Consider the following 24,053-nt stretch of genomic DNA (forward strand, 5'->3'; position numbering starts at 1 on the left):
AGTAGCACCGGGCCATGCCCGGCGAAGGCTCAATCGGCCCAGACGCTGTTGGGATCGCCGTTGCGGGCGCGGCGTTGGCTGGCCACGGCCAGACGCGCGAAGCCGAAGGCCATCGCCAGCGCGATGGCATCGACCCAGAACAGCGGCCAGTGCCCCCCTGCGGCGGCGCGCCACAGCCAGTCACCATTGAGTGCGCCGTGCAGCACCGGCACCAGCGCGGTACTGACCGCCGCCGCCCACAGCAGTTCGCGTGCCGCCTGCGCCGGGCGGCGCAGCGCGGCCCATAGCGCGCAGGCCGCCCAACTGCCGAAGCAGGCCCAGCGGATGCCGTGGTCGACCGCCGACGGTGCCAGCCGCTCCAGCACCAGTGCGGTGCCGAACGCGATCGAGATCGCCACGCACAGGCCGATGCACACGCCGACCGTGGCCCGCGCCATGTTCACACCGGCACGTGGCTGTTGCGGCTGGCGACGCTTGCGCCGCGACTCGATCCACAGCAGGTTGCCGGAGTAGAACAGGAACGCACCGCCGAGTCCGAGCAGGAAGTACAGCCAGACCACCACGCCATTGCCGAATTCGCCGAAGTGCAACGCGTAGGCGGCGCTGAGCGTGGCGTGGTTGGCGTCGCGCTGGCCCGGCAGCTGCGACGCGAGCAGATTGCCGGTGGCGACGTCCAATGCCACGGCACCAAGCGGGCCGAGGGTGCCACTGGCCTCGCCGGTGATCTCGATCGTCGCGTTGGCATCGCCGCCATTGGCCAGCTTCAGATAGGCCGGTTCGAAGTTGGCCACGCCCTGTGCGCGGGCCACTTCAAGTGCGCGCGCATGCAGCACGCGCAGGCTGCCCGGCGGTGCCGGGATGCCACTGGCATTGCGCACCGGCGCGGTGTCCATCGCAGTCGGTACTGCCTGCAGCGCTTTGCCGTCGTAGATCAGCGGATTGAGCAGGGCCATCTGCACGAACACCAGGCAGAGCAGGGCGCCGGTGACCGCGAACATCAGGTGGAAGGGCAGGCTGAGCACACCGACCACGTTGTGCGCGTCCTGCCACAGCTGCTTCAGGTTGCGCCCCGGACGCAGCGCGAACAGGTCGCCGAGCAGCTTCGGCAGATGGATCACCAGGCCGCTGAGCAGTGCCATCCCGTACAGCAGGCTGACAATGCCCATCACGTAGATCCCGGCCACGGGCAGGCCGAGACTGTAGTGCAGTTCGTTGACCAGTTCGGCCAGTCCGGACTGCGGCGGCGCGGGGCTGCCGGCGATCTGCCCCGGCCACGCATAGCGCCAGCTGCCGTCATCGGCCTGCCAGTACGCCAGAGGCTGCGGGTGTTCGGTGCCGGGGAAGGTCATGCCGACGTGGCGGCGCGCTTCCGGATGCGCCGCCAGCACGTCTTCCAGGAGGTACTGGGCGTCATCCAGGCTGGCCGGGAGTGCCGTGGCGGCGCCCGGTGTCTGCCACCGCGGCAGGTCATGGTGGAACAGGGTCAGCGAGCCTGCGTAGAAAGCCACGAACAGGCCGAAGCCGGCCACCAGGCCGACCCAGGTGTGCAGGGTGGTGAACGTGCGCAGGGTCTGCGAACTGAACTTCATGGCGTGGATCTCATTGCACCGCGCCGGTCAGGCGCAGCAGCCCGAGCACGACGAAGCCGGTGGCGGCGCTGCCGCCCAGCACCAGCCAGGCGCGCAGCGCGCTGCGGAAGCTGAACGCCCACAGGGCGGCCAGCATCCACAGCGGGATGAAGGCGATCAGGGTAGGTACCAGCGCTCGCTGCCAAGGGCCCGGCGGAAGCCAGGCCAGCAGGCCGGTAACGGCGGCTGCAAGCAGGAAGCCGACGATGATGCCGGCGAAGGCGCGCGCCCACATCAGGGCAACTCCGTGCCCGGTCGGTGCCAGGCGGCCAGCGCCGGCAGCAGCATCGCCGCGAGCATCCAGGTGCACAACATCGCCACCAGGCCGGCGGCAAAGCCGAGCTCGGCCATCCACAGCCACAGCGCGGCGGCAGCGGCGACCAGGCCGATCTGGCGGCCCAGGCGGCCGGCGCGGCGCAGGCGCGGCCAGCGGCAGTGGGGCGAGGCCGCATAGAAGGCCAGTGCCGAGAACATCGCCGCCAGCATGCCCAGGCTGCAGAAACCCAGCGTGGAGAGGCCGACGGTGATCATCGCGGGCAGCCTGCGCGGCGGCGGGTCGGCGAACGCGGGGCACGGGCGGGGCCGGCGGCAGCCGGTCGAAGCGGGTGGCGCATCACGAGGTCCTGGGGGAAAGCGGGCAGGCTGGCACGGGGCGGGCTGCGCGCACATGGTAATCATTGCGTTTTCACGCCGCCAGCGCGGCTCATTCAGCGGGCCGTACGGTGGCCCTTGGGCTTTCCGGTGCGCTGGTTTAAGATCATCGCAGAACCCCTGACTGGAACAAGGTGGCCCGCGCCCAGCGCCGGCCGAGCGTGCGACATGAGCACTACCACCGCCCACTGTTGACCTGCCCCCGAAGGCCCTGCGTTCCAGGCGCCCTCGCGGCGCTTTTTTATTGCCCGGGCAACGGCCCGGGAACGCTTTCCAGCCCGCCCGGCGGGCCCCGCACGAAGCCACTGCGATGATCAACATTACCCTTCCCGACGGCAGCCGCCGCGAATTCGAAAACCCTGTGAGCGTCATGGAGGTTGCCCAGTCGATCGGCGCCGGCCTGGCCAAGGCCACCATCGCCGGTGCCGTGGATGGCGTGCTGGTCGATGCCAGCGACGTCATCGACCACGACGCCAGCCTGCGCATCATCACCGCCAAGGACGAGGAGGGCGTGGAGATCATCCGCCACTCCTGCGCCCACCTGGTCGGCCACGCCGTCAAGCAGCTGTACCCGGATGTGAAGATGGTGATCGGTCCGGTGATCGCCGAAGGCTTCTACTACGACATCTATTCCGAGCGCCCGTTCACCCCGGACGACATGGCCGCGATCGAGAAGCGCATGGGTGAACTGATCGCCCAGGACTACGACGTCATCAAGAAGATGACGCCGCGCGCCGAAGTGGTCGAGATCTTCAAGGCCCGAGGCGAGGACTACAAGCTGCGCCTGATCGAGGACATGGCCGACGACATCCAGGCGATGGGCATGTACTACCACCAGGAATACGTGGACATGTGCCGCGGCCCGCACGTGCCGAACACGCGCTTCCTGAAGGCCTTCAAGCTGACCCGCATCTCCGGCGCCTACTGGCGCGGTGACGCGCAGAACGAGCAGCTGCAGCGCATCTACGGCACCGCCTGGGCCGACAAGAAGCAGCTGGAGGCGTACATCAAGCGCATCGAAGAAGCCGAAATGCGCGACCACCGCCGCATCGGCAAGCAGCAGGACCTGTTCCACCTGCAGGAAGAAGCCCCGGGCCTGGTGTTCTGGCACCCGAAGGGCTGGGCGCTGTGGCAGGTGGTGGAGCAGTACATGCGCAAGGTCTACCGCAACAGCGGCTATGGCGAAGTGCGTTGCCCGCAGATTCTGGACGTGAGCCTGTGGAAGAAGTCCGGCCACTGGGACAACTACCAGGACAACATGTTCTTCACCGAATCGGAGAAACGCACTTACGCGGTCAAGCCGATGAACTGCCCGGGCCACATCCAGGTGTTCAACCAGGGCCTGCACAGCTACCGCGACCTGCCGATCCGCTACGGCGAGTTCGGGTCGTGCCACCGCAACGAGCCGTCCGGCGCGCTGCACGGCATCCTGCGCGTGCGTGGCTTCACCCAGGACGACGGCCACGTGTTCTGCACGGAAAACCAGATCGAGTCGGAAGTGACTGCCTTCCACCAGCAGGCGCTGGCGGTCTACCAGCACTTCGGCTTCGACGAGATCCAGATCAAGATCGCGCTGCGCCCGGAATCGCGCCTGGGTGACGACGCCACCTGGGACAAGGCCGAAGGCGCGCTGCGCTCGGCACTGACCGCCTGTGGCGTGGAATGGCAGGAGCTGCCGGGCGAGGGCGCCTTCTACGGCCCGAAGATCGAGTACCACCTGAAGGATGCCATCGGCCGTACCTGGCAGCTGGGCACGATGCAGGTCGACTTCATGATGCCCGGCCGCCTGGGCGCCGAGTACGTGGACGAGAACAGCCAGAAGAAGCACCCGGTGATGCTGCACCGGGCCATCGTCGGCTCGATGGAGCGTTTCCTGGGCATCCTGATCGAACACCATGCCGGCCAGTTCCCGGCCTGGCTGGCGCCGACCCAGGTGGTGGTGGCCAACATCACCGACGCCCAGGCCGACTATGTCTCGGGCGTGACCAAAACCCTTGCGGAGCAAGGCTTCCGCGTCAGCTCGGATTTGCGTAACGAGAAGATCGGCTATAAAATCCGCGAGCATACGTTGCAGCGCGTGCCCTACCTGCTGGTCATCGGTGACCGCGAGAAGGAAAATGGGGCTGTGGCGGTGCGTACGCGTTCTGGCGAAGACCTGGGCAGCATGAGCCTGCAGGCCTTCATCGAGCGGCTCCACGCCGAGGGCGCGTAAGCAAAGGTCCGGTCCGGGGGCACAGGCACCCGGGCCGGTTCGATACCCTTGGGAGAACGTAATATCAGCACCCCTGACAACAAACAGAACCGCAAGAATCAGGAAATCCGTGTGCCGCGCGTCCGCGTGATCGGCAGTGACGGAGAAATGATCGGCGTGTTGTCGCGCGACGAAGCGCTGTCCATGGCCGAAGATGAAGGCCTGGACCTGGTCGAAATCCAGCCGCAGGCCGATCCGCCGGTCTGCAAGATCATGGACTTCGGCAAGTTCAAGTTCGAAGCGCAGAAGAAGGCCAGCGAGGCCAAGAAGAAGACCAAGCAGGTCGAGATCAAGGAAGTGAAGTTCCGTCCGGTCACGGACGAGGGCGACTACCAGATCAAGCTGCGCAAGATGCGCGGGTTCCTCGAAGATGGTGACAAGATCAAGGTCAACATCCGCTTCCGTGGCCGTGAAATGAGCCACCAGGAGCTGGGCCGCGAAATGGCCAACCGGATCGAGGCCGATCTGGGCGAGGACATCGTCATTGAATCCCGTCCGCGCCTGGAAGGGCGTCAGATGGTCATGATGATCGCGCCGAAGAAGAAGACCTGAGGCCTGACGGCCTGCCTTTCGGGGCGCCTGGCTGAATGGTTCAGGGTAAGGGGGCGCCGCTGGCGTCCCTTTGCTTTTGTGGCGGGCCGGCGGGTTGCGGATGAAAGGCGAGCAGGGGCTGGTGGCAGGGCCGTTTTGCCTGTATCATGCCCGGCTCGACCCACCCAGGACGGGTCGTACGCCGATCATGGCAGGACGGAAAGAGCGGCCCAAGCCGCCGCCAGATCAGTCAGAAACCAGGGTCAAATCCCATCAAGGACATTGCAATGCCCAAGATCAAGACCAACCGGGCAGCGGCCAAGCGTTTCCGCAAGACCGCCTCGGGCAAGTACAAGTGCGGCCACGCCAACCGTAGCCACATCCTCACGAAGAAAGCGACCAAGCGTAAGCGTAATCTGCGTCAGACGGGCCATGTCCGTGCAGAAGACGCAGGCCGTCTGGACCGCATGCTCCCTTACCTCTGAGGAACTGAAAAATGGCACGAGTTAAGCGTGGCGTACAGGCGCGTCGCCGCCACAAGAAGATTCTGGATCTCGCCAAGGGCTACTACAACGCCCGTCGCAAGGTCTTCCGCGTTGCCAAGCAGGCGGTCATCAAGGCACAGCAGTACGCCTACATCGGCCGTAAGCAGAAGAAGCGCAACTTCCGTTCGCTGTGGATCACCCGCATCAATGCGGCTGCCCGCATCAACGGCCTGAGCTACAGCCGCTTCATGAACGGCCTGCTGAAGGCCGGCATCACCCTGGATCGCAAGGTCCTGGCTGACATCGCCGTGCACGACGCAGCCGGTTTTGCCGCGCTGGCCGAAAAGGCCAAGGGCGCGCTGGCGGCATAAGTCCTTCCCGATGCCGTAACCGTTCACTCGGAACGGTGTCAGGTCAAGGCAATGCATGGGGAAGGGCGCAAGTCCTTCCCCATTCTTTTTTGGGTCCCGGTGCGGCCACAGCGGCAGCGCGGGGACGGCGGTGGCGACAGGGGTCGGCCCTTCGCGCATCGCGATGGCAGATCGACTGGAGTTCCGGCCCCCCATGAGCGACATCCAATCCCTCACCACCCAGGCGCTGGCCGATGTGGCCGCCGCACAGAGCCCTGACGTGCTGGAACAGCTGCGCGTGGCCCTGCTTGGCAAGAGCGGCAGCATCACCTCGCAGCTCAAGCAGCTCGGTACCCTGCCGGCCGAGGAGCGCAAGGCCGCCGGTGAAGCGATCAACCAGGCCCGCGACACACTGACCCGTGCGCTGGCCGAGCGCAAGGCGCTGCTGGAAGACGCCGCACTGGACGCGCGGCTGGCTGCCGAAGCCATCGACATCACCCTGCCGGGCCGCAATGGCGACCGCGCTGGCCTGCATCCGATCACCCGTACCCTGGAACGCATCACCGGTATTTTCGGCCGGCTGGGCTACGAGCTGTCGGAAGGGCCGGAGATCGAGGATGACTGGCACAATTTCGAGGCGCTGAATTTCCCGCCGCACCACCCGGCGCGCGCCATGCACGACACCTTCTACTTCGGCGACGGCCGCCTGCTGCGCACGCATACCTCCGGTGTGCAGGTGCGCTACATGGGCGACCACGCGCCGCCGCTGCGCATGATCGCTGCCGGCAAGGTGTACCGCAGCGACAGCGACCAGACCCATTCGCCGATGTTCCATCAGGTCGAAGGCCTGCTGGTGGACGAGCACTCGACCTTCGCCGACCTGAAGGGCACGCTGGCAGAATTCGTGCGCGCGTTCTTCGAGCGCGATTTCGAGATGCGCTTCCGTCCCAGCTACTTCCCGTTCGTCGAACCGGGTGCGGAAGTGGACATCGCCTGGCAGCAGCCCGATGGCAGCACCCGCTGGCTGGAAGTGCTCGGCTGCGGCATGGTGCATCCGAACGTGCTGCGCAATGTCGGCATCGATCCGGAGCGTTACACCGGCTTTGCCTTCGGCATGGGCGTGGAGCGTTTCGCGATGCTGCGCTACGGCGTCAACGACCTGCGCGCGTTCTTCGAGAACGATGTGCGGTTCCTGAAGCAGTTCGCGTAAGCCGCAACCGTGTAGAGCCGGGCCATGCTCGGCTGCCTTTCTGGATGGACGCCTCCTTGCGCATGCGCTGGGCGACCACAAAAACCGCAACGGGAGGCACGCCTCCCACCAGGGTGACACCATGAAATTCTCCGAAAACTGGCTGCGCAGCCACGTCCCGACCTCCGCCTCGCGCGATGAGCTGAGCGCGGTGCTGACCGCCATCGGCCTGGAAGTGGAAGAAGTATCCGCGCTGGGCGAAGGCCTCGATCACGTGGTCGTGGCACGCATCGTCGAGGCCGCGCGCCACCCGGAAGCCGATCGCCTGCAGGTGTGCAAGGTCGATGCCGGGCAGGGCGAGCTGCTGCAGATCGTCTGCGGTGCGCCGAACGCCCGCGCGGGCCTGGTCGCGCCACTGGCGATGGTCGGTGCGCAGATCGGCGAGCTGAAGATCAAGCCGGCCAAGCTGCGTGGCGTCGAGTCCAACGGCATGCTGTGCTCGGCCAAGGAGCTGGGCCTGGACAACGATGCCTCCGGACTGCTGGAACTGCCCGATGACGCCCCGGTCGGCCAGACGTTGGTCGAGTACCTGGGCCTGCCGGACGCCAGTATCGAAATCAAGCTGACCCCGAACCGCGCCGATTGCTTCAGCCTGCGCGGCATCGCCTACGACGTCGCCGCCGCTACCCGCAGTGAAGTGCTGGATTTCGCCGCCGACGCCATTCCGGCTGCCGGCAGCCGTGAGCTGGCCATCCAGCTCGACGCTGGCGCCGAAGCGCCGCGTTATCTGGGCCGTGTGATCGAGGGCGTCAACGCTGCCGCCAAGACCCCACTGTGGATGGCCGAGCGCCTGCGCCGCAGTGGCGTGCGCCCGGTCTCGCTGCTGGTCGACATCACCCAGTACGTGATGCTGGAACTGGGCCAGCCAATGCATGCCTACGACCTGGCCACCCTGCAGGGCAGCATTGCCGTGCGCCGTTCGCGCGCGGGCGAGACGCTGAAGCTGCTGGACGGCCGCGATGCCGCGCTGGACGACAGCTTCCTGGTGGTCACCGACGCCGATCGTGCGGTCGGCCTGGCCGGCCTGATGGGCGGCTTCGACACCCGTGTCACCGACGCGACCACCGCCGTGTTCCTGGAGGCCGCGCACTTCGCGCCGGCCGCGATCATGGGCCGTGGCCGCAAGCTGGGCCTGCACACCGATGCCGGCCACCGCTTCGAGCGCGGTGTCGATCCGGCACTGCCGCGTACCGCGATCGAGTACGCCACCCGCCTGGTGCTGGACCTGGCCGGCGGTACCCCGGCGCCGGTCACCGAAGCTGTGCGCGAGGCCGATCTGCCGCAGCCGGCCACGATCGTGCTGCGCCGCACGCGCATCACCCGCGTGCTTGGCATCACCATTGACGATGCCGAAGTCGAGCGCATCCTGCGTGCGCTGGGCATGGACGTGGCCGCCACCGCCGACGGCTGGCAGGTCACCGCGCCGAGCCGCCGCTTCGATATCGCCATCGAAGAGGACCTGATCGAAGAACTGGCCCGCATCCACGGTTACGAGCAGATCCCGACCACGCTGCCGGGCGGTGCCTCGCGCGTGGCGATGCCGAGCGAGACCCAGCTGGACGCGCTGAGCGTGCGCCGCCAGCTGATCGCTCGCGACCTGCAGGAAACCGTCAATTTCGCCTTCGTCGACGACGCACTGCTGGCCCAGTGGCAGCTGCGCGACGCCCTGGTGCCGCTGGCCAACCCGCTGTCGGCCGAACTGGCGGTGATGCGCCCGTCGCTGCTGCCGGGCCTGGTTGCCACCCTGGGCCGCAATGCCGCTCGCCAGCTCGGCCGCGTGCGCCTGTTCGAGCTGGGTCGGGTGTTCGCCCAGCAGGCCGGAGATGCGTCGCTTGGCGAAAGCCAGCCGGCACCGCTGGAAACCCCGCGCGTGGCCGCTGCGGTCTGCGGTGATGCGCAGGCGGTGCAGTGGGGCCTGCCGACCCGCAAGGTCGATTTCCATGACCTGAAGGGTGACGTCGAATCGCTGGCGGCCGCCAGTGGCGCGCAGCTGGAGTTCCGTGCGTCCACCCGCGCCTACGGCCACCCGGCGCGTTCGGCCGAGGTGTTGCGCGATGGCGTGGCGATCGGCTGGATCGGCCAGGTTCACCCGCGCCTGGCCAGGGCGATGGACATCGAAGCCGACGTCTACGCCTTCGAACTGGACCTGGAACCGCTGACCGCCCGCCGCCTGCCGCGTGCCGGCGAACTGTCGCGCTTCCCGGCGGTGCGCCGCGATCTGGCATTCCTGGTGCCTGAACAGGTGGCCTGGGCCGATCTGGCGGCGACCGTCCGCCAGGCCGCCGGCCCGTTGCTGCGCGACCTGAACCTGTTCGACCGCTATGTCGGCCAGGGCGTCGAGCCGGGATTCAAGAGTCTCGCTATGGGCTTGATTTTGCAGGACAAGTCGCGCACTCTGACGGACCGCGACGTGGAAGCGGTGGTGGCCGAGGCGGTCACTGCCATCGAGCGTGAACACCACGCCCGGATCCGCGGCTGAGCGGGCAGCACTCGGGGGTAGCAGGCAATGGCATTGACCAAGGCGGAGATGGCGGAAAAGCTGTTCGACGAAGTCGGTCTGAACAAGCGGGAAGCCAAGGAATTCGTCGACGCGTTTTTCGATGTGCTGCGTGAAGCATTGGAACAGGGACGTCAGGTGAAGCTGTCGGGCTTCGGTAATTTCGATCTGCGGCGCAAGAACCAGCGCCCGGGTCGCAACCCCAAGACCGGCGAGGAAATTCCGATTTCCGCCCGTACGGTGGTCACCTTCCGTCCGGGCCAGAAGCTCAAGGAGAGGGTGGAAGCTTATGCTGGATCCGGGCAGTAACCGCGAACTACCGCCGATTCCGGCCAAGCGCTACTTCACCATCGGTGAAGTCAGCGAGCTGTGCGACGTCAAGCCGCACGTCCTGCGCTACTGGGAAACCGAGTTTCCCAGCCTTGAGCCGGCCAAGCGCCGAGGCAACCGCCGCTACTACCAGCGCCACGACGTGCTGATGGTCCGGCAGATCCGCAGCCTGCTGTACGAACAGGGCTACACCATCGGTGGTGCACGCCTGCGTCTGGACGGCCCCGATGCCCGCGAGGAATCGGCGCTGAGCAACCAGATCATCAAGCAGGTGCGCATGGAACTGGAAGAAGTGCTGCAGTTGTTGCGCCGCTGATCCCATTTCCATCGTAATCCGCTATACTTCACGGCCCGCCGCACTGGCGGGCACATCGCAGCATCAGTCGGGGCGTAGCGCAGCCTGGTAGCGCATCTGCCTGGGGGGCAGAGGGTCGTCGGTTCGAATCCGGCCGTCCCGACCAAAAGCAGCGATAGAAAAAGGGCTTGCGCCATACGGTGCAGGCCCTTCTTCGTTGTGCACCCTATCGCCATCCTATCGAATGGCGAGGATGCCCGTGTTGATCTCGGTCCACGGCCTTTCGTGGCCTTCCAGATACACCTCGGTCATCGCCGGCGAGCTGTGTGTGAGAAGGTGCTGCACTTGTTCTTCCGACCAACCTCGACGGTTGTGTGGAAGAGCACCGCCAAGCCTGCGGATCTCCTGGAGTGACACCTGATGCATGCCGATCCAAGCTGATTGACTCGCGGACGTCCTGGAACTCGCGGCTCTCCGCTGATGCGCTCGATTGCCAGGCGAAAGGCGTAGTTCTTCGACGCTTCACTGAAGTCCAACGGTCTCGCCGGCGATGGCCTTTGCGATGATGGCCGAGCTCGGCACAGTGGCGTAGGCGCGGTAGCAAAAGATCCTGGAGGTCAGCGCCTGCAAAAACGTGATTCTTATGGCGGTTCGAAAATTTAATCTGCGGTTCGGGGAAGTCCTACAGATCGATGGCTGAGGTTCGGGTTGGAAAATGCTGATCTGTATGTTAATAACGCATCTTGAATCATGGAAGAAGGCGGGTGGCGGAATGAAATCACCCATTAAAGTGGCAATGCTGTTCATCGCGCTTTGTAGCAGCAATGTTGCGATGGCCGACGCTCGGCTACAAGTCGAAATAGTTCCGCTGAAGGGCGACCTGGGAGAAACTTCAATCGCGTTGAAGCTCTCGAATGTCGGTGACCAGGTTGCGGTAGTCGCTGAGTCTTCTCTGCCGACGCTCAATGCTCGCAAAATGTTGTTGGATGATCCCTTCATAGTGAAACAGCAGGATGGGCGCGAAGTCCAGTTCTTCGGGATAATGAGGGATACGCTCTCCGAAACTCCGAGTTCTTTGTCCATACCTCCTGGCGGCAGTTTCAGCCTAGATATAAATCTTGCAAGTGGCTATAGTCTGTCGCCAGGGCTGGGTTACACCATTGGCTTGCGAGCCCCGATTTCCTATCGCACCGCCGACGGCAGGAATGCGGAAGCTGGGCCCATAAAGCGGCAATCAGGCAAGTGGCAAAGTGCGTATCCCGCACCCCGCACGGTTGTTGTACCCGTTACTGGAAGAACAATGAAGCAAGCCCGGGCGGGGGAGTTTCTTGAACCTGTGGCATGTGTCGATCCGGCCGGCACCCCGCCTTCGGCCAAAAAAGTGCAATTTTCCAGAGTGTATTGGCTGGGGTAACGATTGGTGCAGGAAATGCGCTGAGCCAGCTCCAGCAGATGACTGAGGTCGATACAACATCTGAAACTGAGTTGTGGCTGAGGTTCAGCCCCTCAGTTCACTATACGCGCTATTTCGGGGAGCATGGCCCGGACGTCAACGTCGTTGCCGGTGAAGATGTCAACGAAGATGATGCGCTGGTTGATAGCACTTTGATGGCGATCATCTGGAGAATTTCGGGAGACGGAGTGACCCCCGAAGCCGCCGGTGTCCCTCTCCTGCCGGTGCAATGCTGACGAAGTGCCGGCAGACACCATTGCTTATGTGCAGTCAGGTGCTCCATACGTAATTCACGCATGCCCTGTATTTTGGTCCCTATCTATGCTGCCCGCCAATCACATTGGTGAACCCTCAAAGGTTGGCACGATGGTCCACGAGTTCACTCATTTTACTGACGACAAGGGCATGGCGCTGCGGCATCCGCCGGTCCCCGGCAAGAATGTCTCATCTCTTTCGTACGCACTAGAGTTGGCGGCCAGCTCACATCCAGGCGCTGTTCGATTCCCGAACGCGTACAAGTTTTTCGTTTTGGGTCAAGCACACGGTTTTTCTCCGCCGGAATAGTCCGAGGCAGGAGGGTGCGGTCATTGGAGCCCGCCAAGCCGCCGCCGGTGACCAAGCTCCGTCCGAGCGACGCCCGTAGGGCGTAGATGAGGGCAGGGCCGCAGCAGATGCGGAGCCATGTTTAGTCCCGGTGGCTGCAACCCTATCAGCGCGGAAGTAATTGATTGAATTGGGCCTCAATCGGCACTTCTGGGAGGCCCGGTGCAGGCCTGAAACCCTTATAGATCAACGGGATGGGGCAACCAGTGATGATGCCTGGGGACAGAGGGTCGTCGGTTCGAATCCGGCCGTCCCGACCACTGTGATGAATCAAGAAGCCCGCGCAGCGATGCGTGGGTTTTTTTTGTGCGTGCGGTGTATGCTGCGCGCCACTCGTACTACCGCGGCTGCTGAACCCGGTACTCACGAGAACACATCATGGAATCTGCAAGAAACCGTGCCTGGCGTCGCAGCCAGGCCCGCAACCATGGTGGCGACCGCGCCACGACCGCCTACAGCTACAAGCCCGAGAAGAACTGGAAGCTGCTGTATACGCGCGATGCCAAGCTCGCGCGCGCACGCCAGCTGGGCTTCACCTATCCGGTCCTCAGCGCCCGCCAACTGCAGGAACAGGAATGATCAACCTGCTGTTCGTCTGCAGCCGCAACCAGCTGCGCAGCCCGACCGCCGAAGCCATGTGGCGACGGCGGCCCGGCTTCAACGCGCTGTCGGCCGGTACCAGCCCGCACGCACGACGCCCCATCGGCCCGGCGGATATCCGCTGGGCCGATGTCATCTTCGCGATGGAGGCCAAGCACCAGCATCGCCTGCAGGCCACGTACGCGCGACTGCTGGAACACAAGCGCCTGCATTGCCTGGACATCCCCGACGACTATCGCTGCATGGATCCGCTGTTGATGGACCTGCTGGACGCCAAGGTGGCCGTGTATCTCGATCAGCTGCCGGCAAAGCAGTAGATCAGTTCCGGATCGCCTTCGTCCAATCCATGCACGATGCCACTTTCGATGAAACCCGAGGCGGCGAGCAGGCATTGCATGCTGGTGTTGGATGCATTCGTCGAAGTAAACAGCTTGCCTTGCCCCTGCAGCGCGATGGCATGGCGCAGCAGGGCGGCGCCGGCGTCCTGTCTGCGTTGTTCGCGCGCCACCATGAGCATCTCGGCGAAGGCTTCGCCGAAGAAGTGACGATGGATGACCAGGTAACCGGCCAGCTGGCCGGACCGTTCGGCCACGTGCATGCCACCGCTGGCCTGCCAGTCGCTGATCTGCCGTGCGCGCCGCGGATCGTGGGCCGCAACGCTGTCGAGCGCGATCAACGCGGGAACGTCGGCGGGCGTTGCCTCGCGGATATGCAGCGTCGTCGAGGAAGGATCGGGCGGCACCATCGAAGCTCCTGGGCTGGTTGCGCCCAGTCTATCGATCACGTCGGCCGTGTCCGCGCATGCGCCACAGCCAGCGCGTGGCAGGCAGTCAATACACCCGGAACTCGGCACGACAGCCGTCGCTGACCCACACGCCGCGACGGTCCCATCCCCAGTTGCGGTCCTCGATGCAGGTCGTCACCGATTTCTGCTTGACCAGCCGCACCTCGTGGCGGACGCGGATGCGGCACTCCTTGCCCTTGTTCTCGTAGGACTCGCAGACCAGGCGTTCACCCTCGTTGTCGCGATCACGGCCACGGCCACGTCCCGGCCAGCGCCCGTATCCGTCGGCGACGAACTCGGCGCGGCAGCCGTCGGTCACCCATAACGTGCGGCGGCTCTGGCCCCAGTTCTGGTTCTCCACGCAGCGGGTGACCGACAGTTGCCTGGCCAGGCGCATCGGGCCCTCAATGGGGCATTGCTCGGTCTTGTTGAACTGGGATTCGCAGCGCAGCGCTGGAATGTGATCAGTGTCGTGGTCCTGGGCGGCCACGGCGGTGGCGGCCAGCAGCAGGGCAAGGACGGCACCGGTGATCGGCAGCAGCGGGCGAAGGGTCATGGGGAGCCTCGAGCGGGGGATTCGGGCGGCAAGAATGACCCAGCACGGGGCCGTCGGAACGCATCGTTCCGGAAGTGGCTCAGTAAGGATTTAGTAGTGCGCACGGGCCCATGCAGAGGCTTACATCCCGTATCATCGCTGCACATCCGATCGCATCGGTTTACACCTTCTTACATGTCTTCCACGCCTGTCGGCGCAGCCTGTGGCTGCCGTCACTGGTGTGCGGGCGGCCTGTGCGGGAGGATGCGCGGACCACGACGACCACAGGGGGTTGCGTTGATCAGCAGTACCGTCATTCATCGCTCGGCCGACGCAGGCGGCGCCGAGGTGCGGGTCCTGGACACCACGTTCAAGGGCAAGCACGTGTTCACTGCCTGGGGCCTGCGCGGGCCGGAACTGACCCGCAGCGCGGACCCGGTTGCGACCGTGGCCGCACGCAAGGCGCTGCACGCGGTTGCCGGCCACAGCGAAGGGCCGCGCAGCCCGGAAGTGTTCATCGCCAACCAGTCGGCGGTGGCGATCACGGTCTATCGCCTGCTTACCGAAGCGCGCTCCGGCGATGCCATCTTCTTCCTGTGCGATTCCCAGGCGGTGGTCGAATGGCTGATCACCGCGCTGGAAGTGCAGGGCGCGGACTGATTCCGCGTTCCGGCGCGCATTGATTCACGCCAGCGCCGCGTCCACGGCGGCCCGCGCATGCAGTGCAGTGGTATCGAACAGCGGCACTGTGCTGTCCTCCGGCCGTACCAGCAGCATGATCTCGGTACAGCCGAGGATGATGGCCTCGGCGCCGCGCGCGACCAGTCTCTCGATCACGCCGGCGTAGACCTGTCGTGAGTGTTCGCTGACCACGCCGGCGATCAGTTCCTGGTAGATGATGTCGTGCACGCTGCGACGATCATCGGCTTCGGGAACCAGGACCTCCAATCCGAAGCGATCCTGCAGCCGGCCGCGGTAGAAGTCCTGCTCCATGGTGAAGGCGGTGCCGAGCAGGCCCACCTTTCGCGCCCCTGCCTGCACGATGGCCTGGGCGGTGGGGTCGGCGATATGCAGCAGTGGCAGTGGGCAGGCCGCCTCGATGCGGTCGGCCAGTTGGTGCATGGTGTTGGTGCAGACCAGCAGCAGTTCGGCACCACCGGCCTGCAGGCGCCGTGCGGCCTCAACCATGTGGTCGCCCAGTGCATCCCAGTCGCCGTCGTGCTGCAGCTGCTTGATCGGGGCGAAGTCCACCGACCACAGCAGCAGCTGCGCCGAATGTGCGCCACCGAGGCGCTGCCGCACGTCCTCGTTGATGAGCCGGTAATACTGCGCCGAGCTTTCCCAGCTCATGCCGCCGATCAGGCCAAGGGTCTTCATGCACAGCTCCATGCCGGGGAGCCGTCATTGCAGCACAGCCGATGCGGGAGTTGCACTACACATTAGTGATTGCTAATGTATTGGTCATGATCGAGAACGCCCTCTTCAAAGCGCTGGCCGACCCCACCCGCCGCCACATCTTCGAAAAGCTGGCCGAGGGCGGGCAGCATGCCAGCGCGCTGCGCGAGGGCATGGCGATCAGCCAGTCTGCGATGTCCCAGCACCTGGCGGTGCTGCGCGATGCCGGGCTGGTGAGCGAACAGCGCCAAGGCCGCTTCGTCTACTACGAGGTCGATCCGCGCGGACTGGCCCACATCGGCAACTGGCTGCAGCGATACCGGGCCTACTGGCCCGCGCGTATGGATGCCTTGCAGGATCTGCTGAAGGAGATGGATTGATGGACGACGTTCTGAACGAAGCGGCTCCTGCGTTGGTGATGGAGCAGTGGCTGCCAGCGCCACCGGAACGGGTCTGGCGCGCACTGTTGGACCCGGCGCTGCGTGAGCGCTGGTTGCCCGCAGCCGATCTTGCCGACCCGCAGCCCTGCCTCTGCGAGGAGGGACGGGAGCTGGGCTTCCGCTTGCGCGATGCGCAGCCCCCACATCTGCACAGTCTGGTGTGTTTCCGGCTGCGCGCGGATGAGGGTGGAGGGACGGTGCTGACCATCGTGCATCGGCTCACTGACGGGCGTTCTCTGATCCGGCCGGCTTCCAACGATGAGCATCGCACGGTGATGCGCGCGGCTTGAACCAGCGCTTGGATCGAACGCTATAGGGAGCAGGCACATGCGGGACAGGATGCAGCTGGTACCGATGGTGGTGGAACGCAGCGAGCGCGGCGAGCGTTCCTATGACATCTACTCGCGGCTGCTGCGCGAGCGCATCATCTTTCTCAACGGCGAAGTCGATGACACCGTATCGGCGCTGGTCTGCGCGCAACTGCTGTTCCTGGAATCGGAAAACCCGGAGAAGCCGATCCATCTGTACATCAACTCGCCAGGCGGAGTCATTTCCAGCGGCTTGGCGATGTACGACACGATGCAATACATCTCTGCTCCGGTGCATACGCTGTGCATGGGCACCGCGCGGTCGATGGGGTCGTTCCTGCTGATGGCCGGCGAGCCGGGTCACCGCGCGGCGTTGGCCAATGCCAGCCTGCACGTGCACCAGCCGCTGGGCGGGGTACAGGGCCAGGCTTCGGACATCTTCATCCACGCCGAGGAAATGCAGCGCACCAAGCAGCGCATCACCCGGCTGTATGCGCAGCATTGCGGACGCAGTGTCGAGGAGGTCGAGCAGACCCTGGACCGCGATCGTTTCATGAGTGCCGAGCAGGCATGCGAATGGGGCCTGATCGACCAGGTACTGGTACGGCGCGACGAGCACGCGGCCTGAGCCTGCCTCTGTAACCACCACATCCACGCTGTGCTGTATGTGCCGCGCGTTGCAGACGCACTCTATGCTCGTACGGTCTTCTGAAGTGGATGTGCGCCATGGCCCTGCATACCTGGTGGTGGTTCCTCGCCACGGTGTTCGTTCTGTGTGGCACGCCGGGGCCGAACATGCTGCATATCCTCGGCCGCAGCGTCGGACTCGGCTTCCGCGGCAGTGTACCGGCGATGGCCGGCTGCCTGCTGGCGATGCTGCTGGTGCTGGCCGCGTCCGCTGCTGGCCTGAGCGCATTGCTTCATTCCTCGCCGATGCTGTTCGAAGTGCTGCGCTATCTGGGCGTGGCCTACCTGGCCTGGCTGGGCCTGAAGGCATGGCGCGACAGCTGTCGTCCCGCGCCTACGGTGACGGTGGATGCCGCACTGCCGATGATGCCGACGCTTGGTGCCTGGACCGTGTTCCGTGGTGGCCTTCTGGTGGGCCTGAGCAATCCCAAGCTGCTGCTGTTCGCGGCGGCGTTCCTGCCGCAGTTCGTTGACCCGTCACGTGGCCAGGCGTTTCAGTACAGCGTGCTGGTGGCCACCTTCGCCGCTTGCGAACTGTTCTGGTACGTGATGTATGCAGCCGGTGGCCATGGCCTGCGCCGCTGGCTGGCCGAACCCTTTGCGCGACGCTGGTTCGAGCGGTTGGTCGGTAGCGTGTTCCTGGCGTTTGCCGTCGCGCTGCTGCGCTTTCGTCCGCGCTGATTCACGCCGCGCACGCGGCCTGTTCACGACTGCCGCATCGGTGACGGCCTAGCCTGATCATCCAGTACGCAGTCCCCGCAGGGAGAGGTTTGACATGATCAAGTGGGCCATCATCTTCGCCATCATCGGTGTGATCGCAGGCGTGCTCGGCTTCGGTGGCATCGCCGGTGCCTCGGTCGGCATCGCCAAGTTCCTGTTCTGGGCCGGCATCATCATCGCCGTGGTGCTGTTCCTGCTCGGCATGACCGTGGCCAAGAAGGTCAGCTAGCGTTGATCGCGCAGCAGCGTGCTCAGTGCGCGCTGCTGCGCGAAAACAGGTTGATCACGAGTACACCGGCGCAGATCAGGCCGATGCCGATCAGCGCGGGTGCATCCAGGCGCTGCTTGAACACCACCAGCCCGATCAGCGAGATCAGCACGATGCCGACGCCGGACCAGATCGCGTAGGCGATGCCGGTCGGGATCGACTTCATGGTCATCGACAACAGGTAGAAGCACAGTCCATAGCCGACCAGTGCGCCCAGTGTCGGCGCCAGCCGGCTCATGCCGTCGGACGCCTTCAGCAGTGATGTGGCAATCACTTCCAGCACGATGGCAGCGGCAAGGTAGAGATAGGAATTCATTGACCGCTCCAGCTCATTGCGCTCAGTTTCAGCGCCTGTTCGGCCATGGTCAATGCGCTGGCACGTTCCTGCGCGTCCAGCGGGTAGGCCGTGGCCCAGAAGCCATTGGCAGCGTGCAGCGCGCCGCGTACCGTTGGCGTCGCCAGGATTCGGCCAGCATCGCACGCTTCCAGGACGTCAAGCGCAGGCAGCGCTGGTTCCATCGGGTTGCCCGCGCTTCGAAATCGCCGATCAGCGCGCCGGTGGCTTCATCCACCAGCAGCCAAGCCATTACGGCAGGCTACTTCGATGGTGGCCCGCAGCAGTGATTGGCGCACGCGGTCGGCTGCCTTGCAGCGCGAACAGGAGCGGATACCGGCGTGGCGGGAAGAAACCGACTGGACGGTACGACTGTAGCGCAGGCCCACCGCGTTGCCGCGCGCTGCCGGCCAAGGCCGGCAGCGGAGCCATCATGCGTCGATGCGGGCGAAACGCGGTTGCGGTCCGTGCTCGCCCGGCACCTGCTCGACGAACATGGTGTACGGGCGTACCCACAGGCCACCTTCGCCATACAGCGCGCGGTACAGCACCATCGGCTGCAGGGTCTCACTGCTGCGGACGATGTCGAGCACTTCGTACTCGCCGCCCTTGAAGTGGCGGTAGCGGCCCGGGGCCAGGGTGGGTAGCGGACTCAGCTCGGCCATGGGCGGCGCGACTCACTTGCGCGCCGGGCTGGCCGGCTTCGCGCAGTAGGCATCGATGGCTTCGGCGGTGTTGGCCAGACCCTGTGCCTGCGCCAGTTCCCACGGACGTTCGCAACGCTGGCTGTGCTCGCACCACTGGTAGCCGGCCGAACCGATGCAACCGTGGGCATCGCGGTCGCCACCGACCTTCGGCGTTGCAGGCGAAGTGGCCGCCGTATCGGCACGCGCAGCGGCCTGATGCTGGTTGGCACAGGCGGACAGCACCAGCAGGGCTGGAATCAGAAGAAGCGCTTTCATCGGGCGGGCTCCGTGCCTAAAGCGACAGTGTCTGCCGCAAATAGCCCTGCAGCAAGCGCTCAGTGCATGGCGGCGCGGATCAGTTCCTCGATCAGCACGAGGTAGCTGGCCACGAAGTAGAACTTCAGCAGCGTCCAACGCTGCTGCGAGAAGAAGGTGCGCATGTGGAAGGGGCCCCTGTTGGTGACGGTAGTGTGAAGCTCCGCCAACTCCGTGACAAGGGTCACGAAAGGGGACTCACTAAACGGCCTCAGGGATGTGATGGCGGGGGCCCTGACAGCGCGGCGCGGCATTTTCGTACAAATCTGATGGGCCATCCCGGAGGCGATCGCTAGCCTGCTGGGGTACCGGTGCTCAGGGCCTTCCGTCGCCGGCTTGACCCATTCCGCAGGAGTCTCCAATGGTCATTACCGTTCAATGCAATGCCCGGCACTGGTCCGTACTGGACCCGCAGGCGCATGACGCAACCCGTTATGCACGGGGCGCCGAGGCCTTCGATGTCGCCGCAGCGCGGGCCCAGGAGCACCACCGCCGCACCGGCCAGTGCAGCACGGTACGGGTCGAGGCGCTTGGCAATTCCGTGGACGCACTCCACTTCGGACGTTGACACCACCCGGCCGAGGTGCAGTCAGCCACGGTTGAGCTGTTTGAATGGGGAAAGAACCGCCTTGGGGGCGCCCCCTGTCCGCCGCGCCGCGAATCCCGGATGCTTGCGCCATCGTATTCATGTGGAGATTCCGATGGGCAAGGCACTCACCTGGCGCACCCTGGCCTGCACGCTGCTGCCGATGTTGGCCGCCGCAGGCGGCGCGCAGGCGCAGAGCTATGGCTACGGTTATGACGACGATCGCTATGGCGGTCGCGACGGCGGCGGCATCGTACGCTGCGAATCGATCAAGAACCGCAGCAATGAATGCCGCCTGGAAGGCCGTGCCCGGATGATCCGTCAGTTGTCCGGCTCGCCGTGCGTGGAAGGCGAGACCTGGGGGCAATCGCGCTACGGCGTCTGGGTCACCCAGGGCTGCCGTGCCGAGTTCGTCGGCGAGTACCGCCGCGGCGGTGGCTGGGGTGGTGGCCATGGCAACGGCTGGGGCAATGGTGGCAATGGCTGGGGCGGGGGCGAGGTGATCACCTGCCATTCCAACGGTCACCGCCAGGAATACTGCGATGCCCGCATCCGCCGTGGCGTGCGCCTGGTCCGCCAGGATTCACGCAGTGCCTGCATCGAAGGCCAGACCTGGGGCTGGGACCGCCGTGGCATCTGGGTCAGCGACGGCTGCCGGGCGCAGTTCCAGGTGAATTGAGCGCGCCCCTCGAAAATCAGAATAATCTGATACAGCTCACATTTTGAACGTCGTATCTTCTGCGAATCAGGGCACCCCTGCGTGCCCCTGATCCGTCGCGATGACGTCTGCCGTAACCGGCACGCCCATCCCGCCACCGTCGATACGCTGCCTCAAGGAGTGAGCTGCATGTTGATCCGCCTGCAATGCGAGCAACGCCAATGGCGCGTGCTGCACCCGGACCGGCCCGAACCGATCGAGTTCCGCGACGGTGCCAGAGCCTATGATTTCGCCGAGACCCTTGCACGTCTCCACTTCGTCGACACCGGGCAGCGCGCTGCGGTGCGGGTGGAAGCCAGCGGCGCCTTCGTGGAAGCGGTCAGCTACGGCTGAGGGTTGGGGCTTCCGGCCAGATCCGGTTCTGGGACCCCGCTATCCACGCATGGCGTCGATCTACTTTGCATCTGGCGTGGGTCTGCGCCTCTGTTCCGCAGGAGATCCACGCCATGCGTGGATCCACGGATTGGCAATCGGCCTCAGCCGGCCGCGCTGAGCGGCGGTGTGCCGGCGGCCAGCTGCGGCCAGCGCTTGAGTACCGCCGCGCGGATGCCCGCGGCATCGATACCGGCTTCGGCCAGCAGGTCTTCACGGCTGGCGTGGTGCTGGTAGCTGTCGGGCAGGCCCAGGTGCAGGATGGGGCGCAGCACGCCTTCGGCGTTGAGCAGCTCACCGACGCCGGAGCCGGCGCCACCGGCCACCACGTTGTCTTCGATCGTCACCAGGCCCTCGTGCTGGGCGGCCACAGCCAGCAACAGCTCGCGGTCCAGCGGCTTGATGAAACGCATGTTGACCACGCTCAGGCCCAGTTCGCGGCCGACCTGCTCGGCGGCGGCCACCGTGCTGCCGAAGGCCAGCAGGGCGATGCGGCTGCCCTGCAGGCGCAGCTCGCCCTTGCCGATCGGCAGGGTGGACAGGTCGGTGCCGGCAGCCACGCCGGTGCCGGTGCCACGCGGATAACGCACGGCTGCCGGGCCGGGGTGCTGCAGGCCGGTGCTGAGCATCTGCCGGCATTCTGCTTCGTTGGAGGGGGCCATCACCACCATGTTCGGCACGCAACGCAGGAAGCTCAGGTCGAGGTTGCCGGCATGGGTCGCGCCGTCCGGGCCGACCACGCCGGCGCGGTCGATCGCGAACAGCACATCCAGGTCCTGGATGGCCACGTCATGCACCAACTGGTCGTACGCGCGCTGCAGGAAGGTCGAGTAGATCGCCACCACCGGCTTGCCCCCCTGGGTCGCCATGCCGGCGGCGAGGGTGACCGCGTGCTGTTCGGCAATGGCCACGTCGAAGTAGCGCTGCGGGTATTCCTTGCTGAAACGCACCAGGCCGGAGCCTTCGCGCATCGCGGGGGTGATGCCGTACAGGCGCGGTTCGGCGGCGGCGGCATCGCACAGCCAGTCGCTGAACACATCGGTGTAGGTCGGCTTCTTGGCACCGGCCTTGGCCACCAGGCCCTTGTCCGGATCGAACGGACCCACCGCGTGGTAGCCGATCTGATCGCCTTCAGCCGGCTCGTAGCCCTTGCCCTTTGTCGTCATCACGTGCAGCAGCTTCGGGCCCTTGGAGGCGCGCAGCGTCTTCAGCGTGGACAGCAGGGCGGGCATGTCGTGGCCGTCGATCGGGCCGGTGTAGTGGAAACCCATTTCCTCGAACATCGTGGACGGCACGAACATGCCCTTCCAGTGTTCTTCCCAGCGCTTCACGAAGCGCGCCGGGTTGTTCTTCTTGTCACCGAGGATCTTCTTGCCGCCTTCGCGCAGCGCATTGAGCGTGCGGCTGCCGGTAGCACGGCCGAGCATCTTGGTCAGGCCGCCGACCGCCTCGGAGATCGACATGTTGTTGTCGTTGAGGATCACCAGCAGGTTCGGTTCCGGCTCCATGCCGCCGGCATGCATCAGCGCTTCGAACGCCATGCCGGCGGTCATCGCGCCGTCACCGATCACGGCCACGATCTTGCGGTCGTCGCCTTCGGACTGGCGGGCGATGGCCATGCCCAGTGCCGCCGAGATCGAGGTCGAGGAGTGGCCGACGCCGAAGGTGTCGTACTCGCTTTCCTCGCGCTTCGGGAACGGCGCGACGCCGTCCTTCTGCTTGACGGTATGGATCTCGTCGCGGCGGCCAGTCAGGATCTTGTGCGGGTAGGTCTGGTGACCCACGTCCCAGACCAGCTGATCGACCGGAGTCTGGTAGAGGTAGTGCAGGGCCACGGTGAGTTCGATCACGCCCAGGCCGGCGGCGAAGTGGCCGCCGCTCTTGCCCACCGATTCGATGAGGTAGGCGCGCAGTTCGTCGGCGACCGCCCTCAATTCGGATTCGTCGAACGTGCGAAGGTCATCCGGAGTCTGGATGCGCGCGAGGCGGGGATAGCGGGCAGAGTCGATCATCATGTTCGCACTTTTTCTGAACGCCCATTTTCGCCCTCAAACGGGGGTGGGGCAAGCAAACGCCGCCGCCCGTGACAAGACGGTGAGGGTTGCATTTTCGGGCGTTCAGGTGCTCAGTTTCGACCGCTTGGGCAATTGCGCCTTCAGGAAGGCCATCTGGTCGGCCAGGATGTTGCGGTTGGACAGGATCAGGTGCTCGATCCAGCTGGGCCGGTAGGGGACTGCCAGCAGGGGCATGCCGGCCTGCTGCGGGGTGCGGTCGCTCTTGCGCGAATTGCAGTGGAAGCAGGCGGTGACCACGTTTTCCCAGCAGTCCAGGCCGCCCTTGGACAGCGGCACGACGTGGTCGCGGGTGAGCGTGGGGCGGTTGAACTGCTGGCCGCAGTACATGCACAGATGGGCGTCGCGGGCGAACAGGGCCGGGTTGGTCAGGTTCGGTGTCGGATCGATCGCGCGGGAGCGGGCGTGGCCGCGGGCGGCAATGATCGGGTGCAGGTCCATGCCGCTCTGCAGGCCGCTGAAGCGGTTGGTACCGCCGTGGATGTGCAGGCAGGGATCGCCCAGCGTCCAGGCAACCGCTTCGCGGGCGTAGAGGCAGGCTGCGTCCTGCCAGGTGATCCAGTCCAGTACGCGTCCGTGGGCATCAAGCGAGAGCAGCCGGACCGATCCGGGGCGATGCAGCGTCGTGGCGTTGGGCGATGCTTCGGCGCCCGGAGCAGAAAGGGGAGCTCCGGCTTCGATCAGACCCAAGCGTGTAGTGTCTGTCTCCATCGGGAGAACAGCTTATACCTGAATCATTGCGATTTGGGTATCGCCCTGTGGGCGAAACCCAAATCGCAAGATTCAGGTCCGCGCATTCCGCATCCCAGCCCGCCGATGGCGGGTTGGGATGCCCACGCATTCCTCCTATCCCCTGCGCCATTGGCGCGCCCCCCTTAACAAGGGGGGGCTTTTCCCCAGGGGGATTTCG

General features: G+C 65.3%; 34 protein-coding genes and 2 tRNA genes. 24 read left to right on the top strand and 12 right to left on the bottom strand.

From position 1 onward, the window contains the following. Positions 1-29: 29 nt before the first annotated feature. From AC5P9W_RS07345 to AC5P9W_RS07355, 3 genes are read right to left on the bottom strand one after another with little or no spacing between them, the layout of a single operon-like run. The gene (locus AC5P9W_RS07345; RefSeq protein ID WP_495219001.1) at positions 30-1,589 is read right to left on the bottom strand and encodes a PepSY-associated TM helix domain-containing protein; all 1,560 of its coding nucleotides are present in this window, start codon (positions 1,587-1,589) and stop codon (positions 30-32) included. Positions 1,590-1,599: 10 nt separating this feature from the next. Further along, a complete protein-coding gene (locus AC5P9W_RS07350; protein ID WP_111097927.1) occupies positions 1,600-1,863 on the bottom strand; it encodes a hypothetical protein in 264 nt (87 codons plus the stop codon). Next, on the bottom strand, positions 1,863-2,159 hold the full coding sequence (locus AC5P9W_RS07355) for a hypothetical protein (protein WP_021202190.1): 297 nt from the start codon (positions 2,157-2,159) through the stop codon (positions 1,863-1,865). Before AC5P9W_RS07355 ends, AC5P9W_RS07350 begins: the two co-directional genes overlap by 1 nt. A 430-nt stretch (positions 2,160-2,589) precedes the next feature. Between AC5P9W_RS07355 and thrS the strand changes: the two genes are divergently transcribed. The 15 genes from thrS to AC5P9W_RS07430 all read left to right on the top strand — a co-directional run bounded on the left by thrS (position 2,590) and on the right by AC5P9W_RS07430 (position 13,240). Next, positions 2,590-4,491, top strand: coding sequence for a threonine--tRNA ligase (gene thrS, locus AC5P9W_RS07360; protein WP_058979607.1), 1,902 nt, complete (start codon positions 2,590-2,592; stop codon positions 4,489-4,491). 48 nt (positions 4,492-4,539) lie between these two features. Then, positions 4,540-5,082 (top strand): translation initiation factor IF-3, encoded by a 543-nt coding sequence (gene infC, locus AC5P9W_RS07365; RefSeq protein WP_019660568.1) that lies wholly within the window; start codon positions 4,540-4,542, stop codon positions 5,080-5,082. A 266-nt stretch (positions 5,083-5,348) separates the two neighbouring features. Beyond that, on the top strand, positions 5,349-5,546 hold the full coding sequence (gene rpmI, locus AC5P9W_RS07370; protein ID WP_005410436.1) for a 50S ribosomal protein L35: 198 nt from the start codon (positions 5,349-5,351) through the stop codon (positions 5,544-5,546). Between the two features lie 11 nt (positions 5,547-5,557). Further along, complete coding sequence (rplT, locus tag AC5P9W_RS07375) at positions 5,558-5,917, top strand: 50S ribosomal protein L20 (RefSeq protein ID WP_005410435.1); 360 nt, start codon at positions 5,558-5,560, stop codon at positions 5,915-5,917. Between the two features lie 193 nt (positions 5,918-6,110). Beyond that, a complete protein-coding gene (pheS, locus tag AC5P9W_RS07380) occupies positions 6,111-7,106 on the top strand; it encodes a phenylalanine--tRNA ligase subunit alpha (RefSeq protein WP_021202188.1) in 996 nt (331 codons plus the stop codon). 121 nt (positions 7,107-7,227) lie between these two features. After that, positions 7,228-9,624 (top strand): phenylalanine--tRNA ligase subunit beta, encoded by a 2,397-nt coding sequence (gene pheT / locus AC5P9W_RS07385; RefSeq protein ID WP_206621218.1) that lies wholly within the window; start codon positions 7,228-7,230, stop codon positions 9,622-9,624. Positions 9,625-9,651: 27 nt separating this feature from the next. Then, a complete protein-coding gene (locus tag AC5P9W_RS07390) occupies positions 9,652-9,951 on the top strand; it encodes an integration host factor subunit alpha (protein WP_005410432.1) in 300 nt (99 codons plus the stop codon). Next, positions 9,932-10,288, top strand: a complete 357-nt coding sequence (locus AC5P9W_RS07395) for a MerR family transcriptional regulator (protein ID WP_005410431.1) — start codon at positions 9,932-9,934, stop codon at positions 10,286-10,288. Before AC5P9W_RS07390 ends, AC5P9W_RS07395 begins: the two co-directional genes overlap by 20 nt. A 68-nt stretch (positions 10,289-10,356) precedes the next feature. Then, positions 10,357-10,433, top strand: a tRNA-Pro gene (locus AC5P9W_RS07400). Between the two features lie 606 nt (positions 10,434-11,039). Continuing rightward, positions 11,040-11,681, top strand: a complete 642-nt coding sequence (locus AC5P9W_RS07405) for a hypothetical protein (RefSeq protein ID WP_146256788.1) — start codon at positions 11,040-11,042, stop codon at positions 11,679-11,681. 38 nt (positions 11,682-11,719) lie between these two features. Beyond that, the gene (locus tag AC5P9W_RS07410; protein ID WP_031269379.1) at positions 11,720-11,956 is read left to right on the top strand and encodes a hypothetical protein; all 237 of its coding nucleotides are present in this window, start codon (positions 11,720-11,722) and stop codon (positions 11,954-11,956) included. A 28-nt stretch (positions 11,957-11,984) separates the two neighbouring features. After that, positions 11,985-12,284, top strand: a complete 300-nt coding sequence (locus AC5P9W_RS07415) for a M35 family metallo-endopeptidase (RefSeq protein WP_456115567.1) — start codon at positions 11,985-11,987, stop codon at positions 12,282-12,284. Between the two features lie 229 nt (positions 12,285-12,513). Further along, positions 12,514-12,583 (top strand) — tRNA-OTHER (locus AC5P9W_RS07420). 118 nt (positions 12,584-12,701) lie between these two features. Then, entirely contained in the window at positions 12,702-12,902 is a 201-nt protein-coding gene (locus tag AC5P9W_RS07425) for a hypothetical protein (protein WP_021202185.1), read from the top strand. Next, a complete protein-coding gene (locus AC5P9W_RS07430) occupies positions 12,899-13,240 on the top strand; it encodes a low molecular weight protein tyrosine phosphatase family protein (protein WP_021202184.1) in 342 nt (113 codons plus the stop codon). Before AC5P9W_RS07425 ends, AC5P9W_RS07430 begins: the two co-directional genes overlap by 4 nt. Here the strand turns inward: AC5P9W_RS07430 and AC5P9W_RS07435 are convergent. Next, complete coding sequence (locus AC5P9W_RS07435; RefSeq protein ID WP_021202183.1) at positions 13,219-13,668, bottom strand: GNAT family N-acetyltransferase; 450 nt, start codon at positions 13,666-13,668, stop codon at positions 13,219-13,221. The genes AC5P9W_RS07430 and AC5P9W_RS07435 overlap by 22 nt on opposite strands. A gap of 85 nt (positions 13,669-13,753) precedes the next feature. Next, the gene (locus tag AC5P9W_RS07440; protein WP_021202182.1) at positions 13,754-14,263 is read right to left on the bottom strand and encodes a DUF3011 domain-containing protein; all 510 of its coding nucleotides are present in this window, start codon (positions 14,261-14,263) and stop codon (positions 13,754-13,756) included. A gap of 243 nt (positions 14,264-14,506) precedes the next feature. On the opposite strand from AC5P9W_RS07440, the gene AC5P9W_RS07445 reads away from it, so the two are divergent. Continuing rightward, positions 14,507-14,902, top strand: coding sequence for a hypothetical protein (locus AC5P9W_RS07445; RefSeq protein WP_019660558.1), 396 nt, complete (start codon positions 14,507-14,509; stop codon positions 14,900-14,902). A 24-nt stretch (positions 14,903-14,926) separates the two neighbouring features. On the opposite strand, the gene AC5P9W_RS07450 is transcribed toward AC5P9W_RS07445, so the two are convergent. Beyond that, positions 14,927-15,619, bottom strand: coding sequence for an aspartate/glutamate racemase family protein (locus AC5P9W_RS07450; protein ID WP_026347077.1), 693 nt, complete (start codon positions 15,617-15,619; stop codon positions 14,927-14,929). Positions 15,620-15,660: 41 nt separating this feature from the next. Here AC5P9W_RS07450 and AC5P9W_RS07455 point away from each other — a divergent pair, with 41 nt between their 5' ends. The 5 genes from AC5P9W_RS07455 to AC5P9W_RS07475 all read left to right on the top strand — a co-directional run bounded on the left by AC5P9W_RS07455 (position 15,661) and on the right by AC5P9W_RS07475 (position 18,021). Continuing rightward, positions 15,661-16,017: an ArsR/SmtB family transcription factor gene (locus AC5P9W_RS07455; protein ID WP_227852699.1), complete on the top strand. Its 357-nt coding sequence runs from the start codon at positions 15,661-15,663 to the stop codon at positions 16,015-16,017. Further along, positions 16,017-16,367, top strand: a complete 351-nt coding sequence (locus AC5P9W_RS07460; RefSeq protein WP_346483738.1) for an SRPBCC family protein — start codon at positions 16,017-16,019, stop codon at positions 16,365-16,367. The genes AC5P9W_RS07455 and AC5P9W_RS07460 overlap by 1 nt, the downstream gene beginning before the upstream one ends. 37 nt (positions 16,368-16,404) lie before the next feature. After that, positions 16,405-17,013, top strand: coding sequence for an ATP-dependent Clp protease proteolytic subunit (locus tag AC5P9W_RS07465; protein ID WP_021202179.1), 609 nt, complete (start codon positions 16,405-16,407; stop codon positions 17,011-17,013). 98 nt (positions 17,014-17,111) lie between these two features. Continuing rightward, on the top strand, positions 17,112-17,753 hold the full coding sequence (locus AC5P9W_RS07470; RefSeq protein ID WP_019660553.1) for a LysE family translocator: 642 nt from the start codon (positions 17,112-17,114) through the stop codon (positions 17,751-17,753). Positions 17,754-17,847: 94 nt separating this feature from the next. Next, positions 17,848-18,021: a DUF1328 domain-containing protein gene (locus AC5P9W_RS07475; RefSeq protein WP_021202178.1), complete on the top strand. Its 174-nt coding sequence runs from the start codon at positions 17,848-17,850 to the stop codon at positions 18,019-18,021. A 22-nt stretch (positions 18,022-18,043) separates the two neighbouring features. Here the strand turns inward: AC5P9W_RS07475 and AC5P9W_RS07480 are convergent, their stop codons facing one another. The 4 genes from AC5P9W_RS07480 to AC5P9W_RS07495 form a co-directional block, all read right to left on the bottom strand. Beyond that, positions 18,044-18,376, bottom strand: a complete 333-nt coding sequence (locus tag AC5P9W_RS07480; protein WP_019660551.1) for an SMR family transporter — start codon at positions 18,374-18,376, stop codon at positions 18,044-18,046. Then, positions 18,373-18,579 (bottom strand): hypothetical protein, encoded by a 207-nt coding sequence (locus AC5P9W_RS07485; RefSeq protein WP_227853529.1) that lies wholly within the window; start codon positions 18,577-18,579, stop codon positions 18,373-18,375. The genes AC5P9W_RS07480 and AC5P9W_RS07485 overlap by 4 nt, the downstream gene beginning before the upstream one ends. A 246-nt stretch (positions 18,580-18,825) precedes the next feature. Next, positions 18,826-19,059, bottom strand: coding sequence for a DUF1653 domain-containing protein (locus AC5P9W_RS07490; RefSeq protein ID WP_021202177.1), 234 nt, complete (start codon positions 19,057-19,059; stop codon positions 18,826-18,828). Positions 19,060-19,071: 12 nt separating this feature from the next. Then, positions 19,072-19,356 carry a hypothetical protein gene (locus AC5P9W_RS07495; protein ID WP_005410420.1) on the bottom strand — a complete coding sequence of 95 codons (285 nt, stop codon included), beginning with the start codon at positions 19,354-19,356 and terminating at the stop codon, positions 19,072-19,074. A 400-nt stretch (positions 19,357-19,756) separates the two neighbouring features. On the opposite strand from AC5P9W_RS07495, the gene AC5P9W_RS07500 reads away from it, so the two are divergent. The 3 genes from AC5P9W_RS07500 to AC5P9W_RS07510 all read left to right on the top strand — a co-directional run bounded on the left by AC5P9W_RS07500 (position 19,757) and on the right by AC5P9W_RS07510 (position 21,032). Beyond that, positions 19,757-19,963, top strand: a complete 207-nt coding sequence (locus AC5P9W_RS07500; protein WP_021202175.1) for a hypothetical protein — start codon at positions 19,757-19,759, stop codon at positions 19,961-19,963. A 133-nt stretch (positions 19,964-20,096) separates the two neighbouring features. Beyond that, entirely contained in the window at positions 20,097-20,660 is a 564-nt protein-coding gene (locus AC5P9W_RS07505; RefSeq protein ID WP_010486507.1) for a DUF3011 domain-containing protein, read from the top strand. Positions 20,661-20,828: 168 nt separating this feature from the next. Further along, positions 20,829-21,032 (top strand): hypothetical protein, encoded by a 204-nt coding sequence (locus AC5P9W_RS07510; RefSeq protein ID WP_005417823.1) that lies wholly within the window; start codon positions 20,829-20,831, stop codon positions 21,030-21,032. A 143-nt stretch (positions 21,033-21,175) separates the two neighbouring features. Here the strand turns inward: AC5P9W_RS07510 and dxs are convergent, their stop codons facing one another. Further along, positions 21,176-23,083: a 1-deoxy-D-xylulose-5-phosphate synthase gene (gene dxs / locus AC5P9W_RS07515; RefSeq protein ID WP_032953273.1), complete on the bottom strand. Its 1,908-nt coding sequence runs from the start codon at positions 23,081-23,083 to the stop codon at positions 21,176-21,178. Between the two features lie 105 nt (positions 23,084-23,188). Continuing rightward, complete coding sequence (locus AC5P9W_RS07520) at positions 23,189-23,854, bottom strand: HNH endonuclease (RefSeq protein ID WP_019660544.1); 666 nt, start codon at positions 23,852-23,854, stop codon at positions 23,189-23,191. Positions 23,855-24,053: the final 199 nt, after the last annotated feature.

The sequence above is a fragment of the Stenotrophomonas sp. YJH_SMC_33 genome (assembly GCF_059372295.1).